We start from the raw sequence: 7,206 nt of genomic DNA, 5'->3' as shown, positions 1-7,206 counted from the left end.
GTGGGAGCGGGCTTGCTCGCGAAAGCGGTGGATCAGTCGGCAGCTCGATTGACTGTCACACCCATTCGCGAGCAAGCCCGCTCCCACAGTTGGAGGGCATTGCCGCTAAAATCTGCGCCAGACACTGGCCAGCCACGGCTGCTGCTCTCGAGGCAACCCCGCCGGCCGGTAGTAATGTTCCAGCTCCACAAAGCCCGCCGTCGTCAGCAATGCTTGCCACGCCTCCAGGTCGTGATAAGACCCATATCGTGGTCCGTTCCAGCCTTCCTGATTTTCACCCCGAGGGTTGGAGCTGAACAACACGCCCCCAGGCTTCAACGCCCCGTGCAGTTGCTTGAGCACCCGTGGCAACTCTTGCTTGGGCACATGAAACAGCACCGCATTGGCAAACACGCCGTCAAAGCGTTCGGCGGGCAAATGCAGTTTCAGGAAGTCCTGCTGCAACACCTCGCAGCCACTGTCTTCGCGCGCCATCTGCGCCAACCGCTCGGAACCGTCGAGCCCCACTGCGATATGGCCCATGCGAGTAAATGTCTGAAGGTCGCGCCCCGGCCCGCAGCCGAAATCCAGCAGGGTAAACGGCGCCTCGCCCTGGATATGCCGTAACAGTGCGGCGATGTTCTGGCTTACGTCATGATCGCGAGTGCCCTCGCGAAAGTCCTCTGCCACTTTGTTGTAATGGCCCAGGGTGGTCGCGGTGATCTGGTTGAGGTCGTCCGGAGCGAGCTTCATATGAGGGGCTTCAAGGTCATCAAAGAAAGGCTGACTATACGCTAGCGCTTCGGTATGCAAAAAAAAGCGGAACAGGTTGAATGCCTGTTCCGCTTGAACGCCTTGGTACTGCCGGTGCTAAGTTTTCACACGCTCAATTAAAAAGTTAGTCATTATGTAATCATTCCCATTGCCTGACGGCTGATTACTGTAGTACTGCAGTTCTATATCCGCGCTTCTGGCAACAAAGTCCAGGATCAGTCTATGAGTGTTTGGATACTGTAGGCTGATGGTGGTTATCTCTGATGCGTCACCCTGGCTGGTTCTCAGGCTGGCCACAGGGGGCTCATAGAGGTTGACCCACCTCATGACTCTCGCGCTGAACCGGTAGGTGGCGCCTACTTGCATATTCGTAAAGCGCTTTTTAAGCACGACGCCGGCAAAGCCGCTGCTGCGATTGGTGTTGTTGAATAAACCGACCTCATTGCCTGTATAGCGTAAAAACATTAAATTGCCTTCACCAATACCGGCAGGACCTGGCTCCCAGCCATTGTAATTGTTATCGGTGAACGTAGTCAGTTCGTACTCAAGGGGTGGCACAGCAGTTTGAAACGTCAGCACTTGAGTCTCCGACGTGGCTATTCCAGTCGCCGTTTCCACTTCATAACTCAGCGTGATAATTTTGCCCGCGCTTTGCGCGATGATTTGCGCACTGACGGTCGCGGATGCGAACCCGCTGGTGTTTCCGCTCACTGAGGCAATCGTGACGTAAGTACCATCCGGATAGCGCCACTTGAGCTTGATCCTGTGCGATGGACTCATGCTTGAGTACGCAATCGTCACAAGGGCGCCGCCTGCATAGTCCTGCACGTTGAGCGTCTGAGGCCCGCGCTTGCCATCGAAGGAGGGTGCCGGGTAGGTCAACAAGGGTGCGCCCACGACTTGAACGGTGGTTCTTCCCGACGACCCGATCAGCTGCGTCGGGGCGGTGGTGGTGCTGGGTCTGATCACCTGATACGACATTTGAACGAAGCCTCCCCCCAGCGCGTTGAACAGCGAACTGGAGAGCGGAATGGTTTCACCGAGCGCGCGTGTGTGATTAACCGGCGGCAAGGTTTGGGTTTGTCGAGTACGGTCGGCCCCGATCTGGGTCAGGGTCAAAACGATCTGGTTGTACGGGGTAGGTGGGACGGCGACCCGCACCGCGCGAGGCGGTACGACCACCACGCTTAAGGGGAGGTTACCCTCGGTCTGCAGGTTAAAGCGCGTCGTTTCAATGCCATCGACCAGGAAAATGGGCGGGTCATACAAACCTGATTTCAGCTCGCTGTACAGCCAGAAAGGCGCAGAATAAATATCGTTGCCGAAAGGCGTGTTTCCGGCTACATCGATCACTGTACCGACCAGGGATACTTTGCCGAACTGACTGATCCGGTTGAAAACATCCGCGGGAATAATCACTTGATAGGGCCCAGGCCCGGCAGCTTCTGCAGCGGTCAGCGGACGTTCGGTGAGGATCCCGTCCATCCACACTTGAAGCCTGTCGTTCACCCGTGCGTTTGCATATTTGTACACAAGAACCGACATATCGGCCGGGGCTGTAATCGATGCCTCTATCTCCAGGAATTCAGGCTCGACGCGCAGCCCGCCGTGCCCTACGACATCGGGCATGGGGTCTATGCCGGCGGGGTGGGTTTTCTTCACCAGATACCGCTCGATAGGTGAGCGACTGGTCTGCCCGCTGATGCGCACCACTACCAGTTGTATATCAACGAAGCCTTCCAGCAAGCTGGTGCCCGGTACCATCAGGAAGTAGCGCGGAGCCAGGGCGGTTACGCTACCCCGAGCCACTAACTGGCCATTGGCGTATAGGGAATATTCGTCGCCGATGCTGCGTTGATACCAGGCTTCGCAGATGAATTCTGCAAACGGATTGGTGGCGCGCACGCCAATAGCCCAAACAGCTCGTTCAGGGAATGCGAGCCCTTGCAGCGGGACGGCGAAGGTCGCGAGGGGCGGGTCTAGGTCATCGATCGGAGTCGTCGGAGTTGTCATCGCCATCACCTTGATGGATAGGGGCACGCGGGAGCCGCGTGACGGGCAAGGCCAATGAGGCGCCTGGCCCATTGATGAGTCTACTGTGAGAATTGACAGTGGCGACGAGTGGTTTAACGCCCGAGGCGGTAGTGCGCTCGGGCACCTTTCAAGGCTTTCAGCGTTTGTTGAGCACCCGCGCCAATCGGTCGCCGCCCAGCTGAATCACCGCTACCAGAATCACCAGCAGCACGATCACGGTGAGCATGATCTGCGTGTCGAAGCGCTGATAGCCGTAGCGATAGGCAATATCCCCCAGGCCTCCGGCGCCGATTGCCCCGGCCATCGCCGACGAGTTGATCATCGTCACCAATGTGATCGTAAACCCGCCGACAATCCCCGGCAGCGCTTCCGGCAACAGCACATGCCAAATGATGTGCCACCGCCTGCAGCCCATGGCCTGCGCGGCCTCGATCAGGCCGTGGTCGACCTCACGCAGGCTCACCTCGGCGATGCGCGCAAAAAACGGCGTGGCGGCAATCGTCAGGGGCACCACGGCAGCCCACACACCATAGGTGGTGCCGACGATCAGCCGGGTGAACGGGATCAGCGCGACCATCAGGATTAGAAACGGAATCGAGCGGAACAGATTCACGAACGCGCCCAGCACGCGGTTCAGCGCCGGTGCCTGATAGATGCCGCCCTTGTCGCTGGTCACCAGAAACACAGCCAGCGGAATCCCCACCAGCAAGGCGATCAACGAGGACACGCCGACCATCAACAGGGTGTCGATGGCGCCCTGCAATAAACGCTCAAACCACATAGCCAAGCACCTCTACCTGTTGCGCCCAATTCCCGGCCCGGTCGCGCAGCGCTTGAGCGTTGTGCGGTGAGCCGTTTACCGCCAGCAGCAATTGCCCCAGGGCATGGCCCTGGATGCGCTCCACACCGCCTTGCAGCAAGCGCACGCGCCCGCCGAGGGCGCCGAACAGCGCGGCCAGGTCCGGCTCATCGGTGGCGCTGCCGGTGAACTGCAAGCGCAGCACCACCGATGCATCTGCCGATTGCGATTCAGGCTGCAGACGGCTTTGCAGTTCTTCCGGCAGCCCGTGTTGCAGCGGCGCCAGCAGGGTTTTGCTGACCTCGTGCTGCGGGTTGCCAAACACCTGCCAGACCGGGCCTTGCTCGACGATGCGGCCGTGTTCGAGCACCACCACGCGGTCGCAGATTTCGCGAATCACCGCCATCTCGTGGGTGATCAACACGATGGTCAGGCCCAGGCGCTTGTTGATCTCGCGCAGCAGCCCGAGGATCGACTGGGTGGTCTCCGGGTCTAGGGCCGAAGTGGCTTCGTCGCACAGCAGGATCTGCGGGTCGTGCACCAGCGAGCGGGCAATGCCAACGCGCTGTTTTTGCCCGCCGGAGAGTTGTGCCGGGTAGGCCTTGTGCTTGTCCTGCAGACCGACCAGCTCCAGCAGCTCACGGACCTTTTGCTCACGCTGTGGCTTGGGCACGCCGGCGACTTTCAGCGGCAACTCGACGTTCTGCCACACGGTCTTGGCCGACATCAGGTTGAAGTGCTGGAAGATCATGCCGATGCGCCGGCGCAGCGCCACCAGGCGGTCTTCGTCGAAATCGCCGATGTCGACCTGGTCGATCAGCACCCGCCCGCTGCTGGGTTGCTCCAGGCGGTTGATGGTGCGGATCAGCGACGACTTGCCGGCGCCGCTGCGGCCGATAATGCCGAACACTTCGCCGCGCTGGATCGCCAGGTCGATGCCTTGCAGGGCATGCACGCTGCCGTCATAGGTTTTGCCCAGGTTGATAAAACGCACATGGGCGCGGTTCAGGTCCGGGTGCAGTTCTGCCTGCTCGGCGTCCCTGGGCGTCAGGCCCAGGTCGCGCAGTTGAGAGTGGGCGGCGGTCATTTTTTATCTTCCCAGCCGACTTGGTAGAGCTTGCCGAGGGATTTATCCAGGGCGGCACGCACCACCGGCGAATGCTGGTAGATGTCGACGAACTTGATCACGCGCGGGTCGGTTTTGCTTTTGGGCTGAATCACGAACTGGATCACGTATTCCGGGTGATCGAGGCCGTCGAACAGCAACGCCGACTCGGCATCGAAGGTCTTGGACAGGCGGATATACGCCGGGTAGCCCTGCACCAGGTCGGCGTCGTCATAGGCGCGCACCAGCTGCACGGCCTCGACTTGCAGGATCTTGATCTTCTTCGGGTTGGTAACGATGTCTTCTTCGGTGGCCTTGTAGCCGACGCCCGGCTTGAGCGTGATCAGCCCGGCCTTGGCCAGCAGTTGCAGGCCGCGACCGCTGTTGATCGGGTCGTTGGCAATCGCCACGCTGGCGCCTTGGGGCAGGTCGTTGATGCTTTTGTACTTTTTCGAATACAGCCCGACGTTGTTGATGATCCCCGGCGCGTAAGGCACCAGGTCAAAACCGGCGGCGGCCTTGGCGTTTTCCAGGAAGGGGATGTGCTGGAAGTAGTTCACGTCGATATCGCCGGCGGCCAGGCTGACGTTGGGTGCAATCCAGTCAGTGAACTCGACCAGCTCGACCTTCAAACCTTGCTTGCCGGCTTCGGCGACCGCGGCTTCCAGAGGGATCGCGAAAGCGGCGGTGGTGCCGATTTTCAGCGGCGCATCGGCGGCGAACACCACCGAGCTGAATAGCCCGAAGGCCAGGGCCAGTGCTTTGACTGGGTGGGTGAGCAGGGTTTTTTTCATGGTCGATTTCCAGTCATAAGTTATGGGTGCAAACAATGCAGTTCCAATGTGGGAGGGGGCTTGCCCCCGATGGCAGTGGTTCAGTTGGCAAATCAGGTGACTGACACACCGCTATCGGGAGCAAGCGCCCTCCCACATTTTTGATCAGTGTCGGTAGGTTGATCCGGTGTGTTGTTCAGGTAGGCGGGCGGTGCCCTGAAACACCTTTTCGCGCAAGGTGCCGGTCTCATAAACCGTCTTGTACGACCCACGGCGCTGCAACTCCGGCACTACCAAATCAATGAAGTCGACGTAGCTTTCCGGCGTGACAATGCGCGTAAGGTTGAAGCCATCCAGGCCGGTTTCGCTGATCCAGGATTCCAGCTCGTCGGCGACCTGTTCGGGCGAGCCGACCAGGGTGATGTAGCGGCCACCCAGGGCGTGTTGCTCGAGCAATTTGCGCCGCGTCCAATCATTGTTTTGCAGGTTCTTGGTGGCCGACTGGATCGCATTGCTCTTCACGTACTGGATCGGTTCGTCCAGTGCGTATTGGGCAAAATCAATCGCGGTGGACGCCGCAAAATGCGCCACGCCGGCCTCCGCGCTGGCGTAGCTCAGATACTCGGCGTGCTTGGCCCAGGCCAGGGCTTCGGTGGCGCCAACGATCACGTTGAGGCCCATGAATACTTTGATGTCCTCCGGGTTACGCCCGGCCTCGACGGCGCTGGCGCGCACCTTGTCCACCTGGACCTTGGTCGCGGCCTTGTTCTGCCCGCTGATGAAAACGCACTCGGCGTGCCGCCCGGCGAACAACAAGCCGCGGTCCGAACTGCCGGCCTGGAACAGCACTGGCGTGCGCTGTGGTGACGGCTCGCACAGGTGATAACCCTCCACCTGGTAGAACTCGCCGTGGTGCTCGACCTTGTGCACCTTGCCCGGCTGCGCGTAGACCCGTGCTTGCGGATCGTTGAGCACTGCGTCGTCTTCCCAGCTGCCTTCCCAGAGTTTGTAGAGCACCTCCAGGTACTCGTCGGCCTGGTCGTAGCGCCGGTCATGCTCGACCTGCTCGGTGAGGCCCATGGCCTTGGCGGCGCTGTCGAGGTAGCCGGTGACGATGTTCCAGCCCACGCGGCCACGGCTCAGGTGATCGAGCGTGGACATGCGCCGGGCGAACAGATACGGCGGCTCGTAGGTAAGGTTGGCGGTCAGGCCGAAGCCGAGGTTTTTGGTCACGGCAGCCATCGCCGAGACCAGCAGCAGCGGGTCGTTGACCGGCAGCTGGATCGACTCTTTGAGCGGCACGTCGATGGAGCTCTGGTAAACGTCGTACACACCGACGATGTCGGCGATGAACAGCCCGTCAAACAACCCACGCTCCAGGGTTTGCGCCAGCTCGGTCCAGTATTCGACGCTTTTGTACTGGGTGGACGTGTCCCGTGGGTGGGTCCACAGGCCATGGTTGATATGCCCGATGCAGTTCATGTTGAAGGCATTCAGCAGGATTTTCTTTTTAGCCATCAGATGGTCCCCCGCAGTGGCGGGTTTTCATCGTTAAGGTAGTAGTTGCCCACAGCAAAGTACTTCCAGCGCACCGGGTCGTGCAGCGTGTGCACGCGAGCGTTGCGCCAATGGCGGTCCAGGCCGTGCTCGGCCAGGGTCGCCTGGCTGCCGGCGAGTTCGAACAGGGTGCTGCCGGCGGCCAGGGAAACCTCGGTGCTTAACGCGCGCACTTCGGCCACGGC

At 60.3% G+C, this 7,206-nt stretch carries 6 protein-coding genes and 1 pseudogene; all 7 read right to left on the bottom strand.

Annotation, left to right across the window (positions count from 1 at the left end; genetic code table 11):
* Positions 1 to 105 precede the first annotated feature (105 nt).
* Positions 106 to 732, bottom strand: coding sequence for a class I SAM-dependent methyltransferase (locus WBR57_RS29770; RefSeq protein ID WP_424089106.1), 627 nt, complete (start codon positions 730 to 732; stop codon positions 106 to 108).
* A gap of 117 nt (positions 733 to 849) precedes the next feature.
* A complete protein-coding gene (locus WBR57_RS29765; protein WP_424089104.1) occupies positions 850 to 2,766 on the bottom strand; it encodes a hypothetical protein in 1,917 nt (638 codons plus the stop codon).
* A 157-nt stretch (positions 2,767 to 2,923) separates the two neighbouring features.
* On the bottom strand, positions 2,924 to 3,568 hold the full coding sequence (locus tag WBR57_RS29760; RefSeq protein WP_145159760.1) for a methionine ABC transporter permease: 645 nt from the start codon (positions 3,566 to 3,568) through the stop codon (positions 2,924 to 2,926).
* On the bottom strand, positions 3,558 to 4,673 hold the full coding sequence (locus WBR57_RS29755) for a methionine ABC transporter ATP-binding protein (RefSeq protein ID WP_424089101.1): 1,116 nt from the start codon (positions 4,671 to 4,673) through the stop codon (positions 3,558 to 3,560). Before WBR57_RS29755 ends, WBR57_RS29760 begins: the two co-directional genes overlap by 11 nt.
* Complete coding sequence (locus WBR57_RS29750; protein WP_424089099.1) at positions 4,670 to 5,485, bottom strand: MetQ/NlpA family ABC transporter substrate-binding protein; 816 nt, start codon at positions 5,483 to 5,485, stop codon at positions 4,670 to 4,672. Before WBR57_RS29750 ends, WBR57_RS29755 begins: the two co-directional genes overlap by 4 nt.
* Before the next feature lie 144 nt (positions 5,486 to 5,629).
* A complete protein-coding gene (locus WBR57_RS29745; RefSeq protein WP_424089097.1) occupies positions 5,630 to 6,982 on the bottom strand; it encodes an LLM class flavin-dependent oxidoreductase in 1,353 nt (450 codons plus the stop codon).
* A pseudogene (locus WBR57_RS29740) lies at positions 6,982 to 7,206 on the bottom strand (SfnB family sulfur acquisition oxidoreductase); the annotation flags it as partial. The gene WBR57_RS29745 and the pseudogene WBR57_RS29740, both read right to left, overlap by 1 nt.

Source organism: Pseudomonas sp. (assembly GCF_049590575.1).
GTDB lineage: Bacteria > Pseudomonadota > Gammaproteobacteria > Pseudomonadales > Pseudomonadaceae > Aquipseudomonas.
Note: the sequence above shows the minus strand (reverse complement) of the source record. Positions and strands in the feature narration are given on the sequence as shown.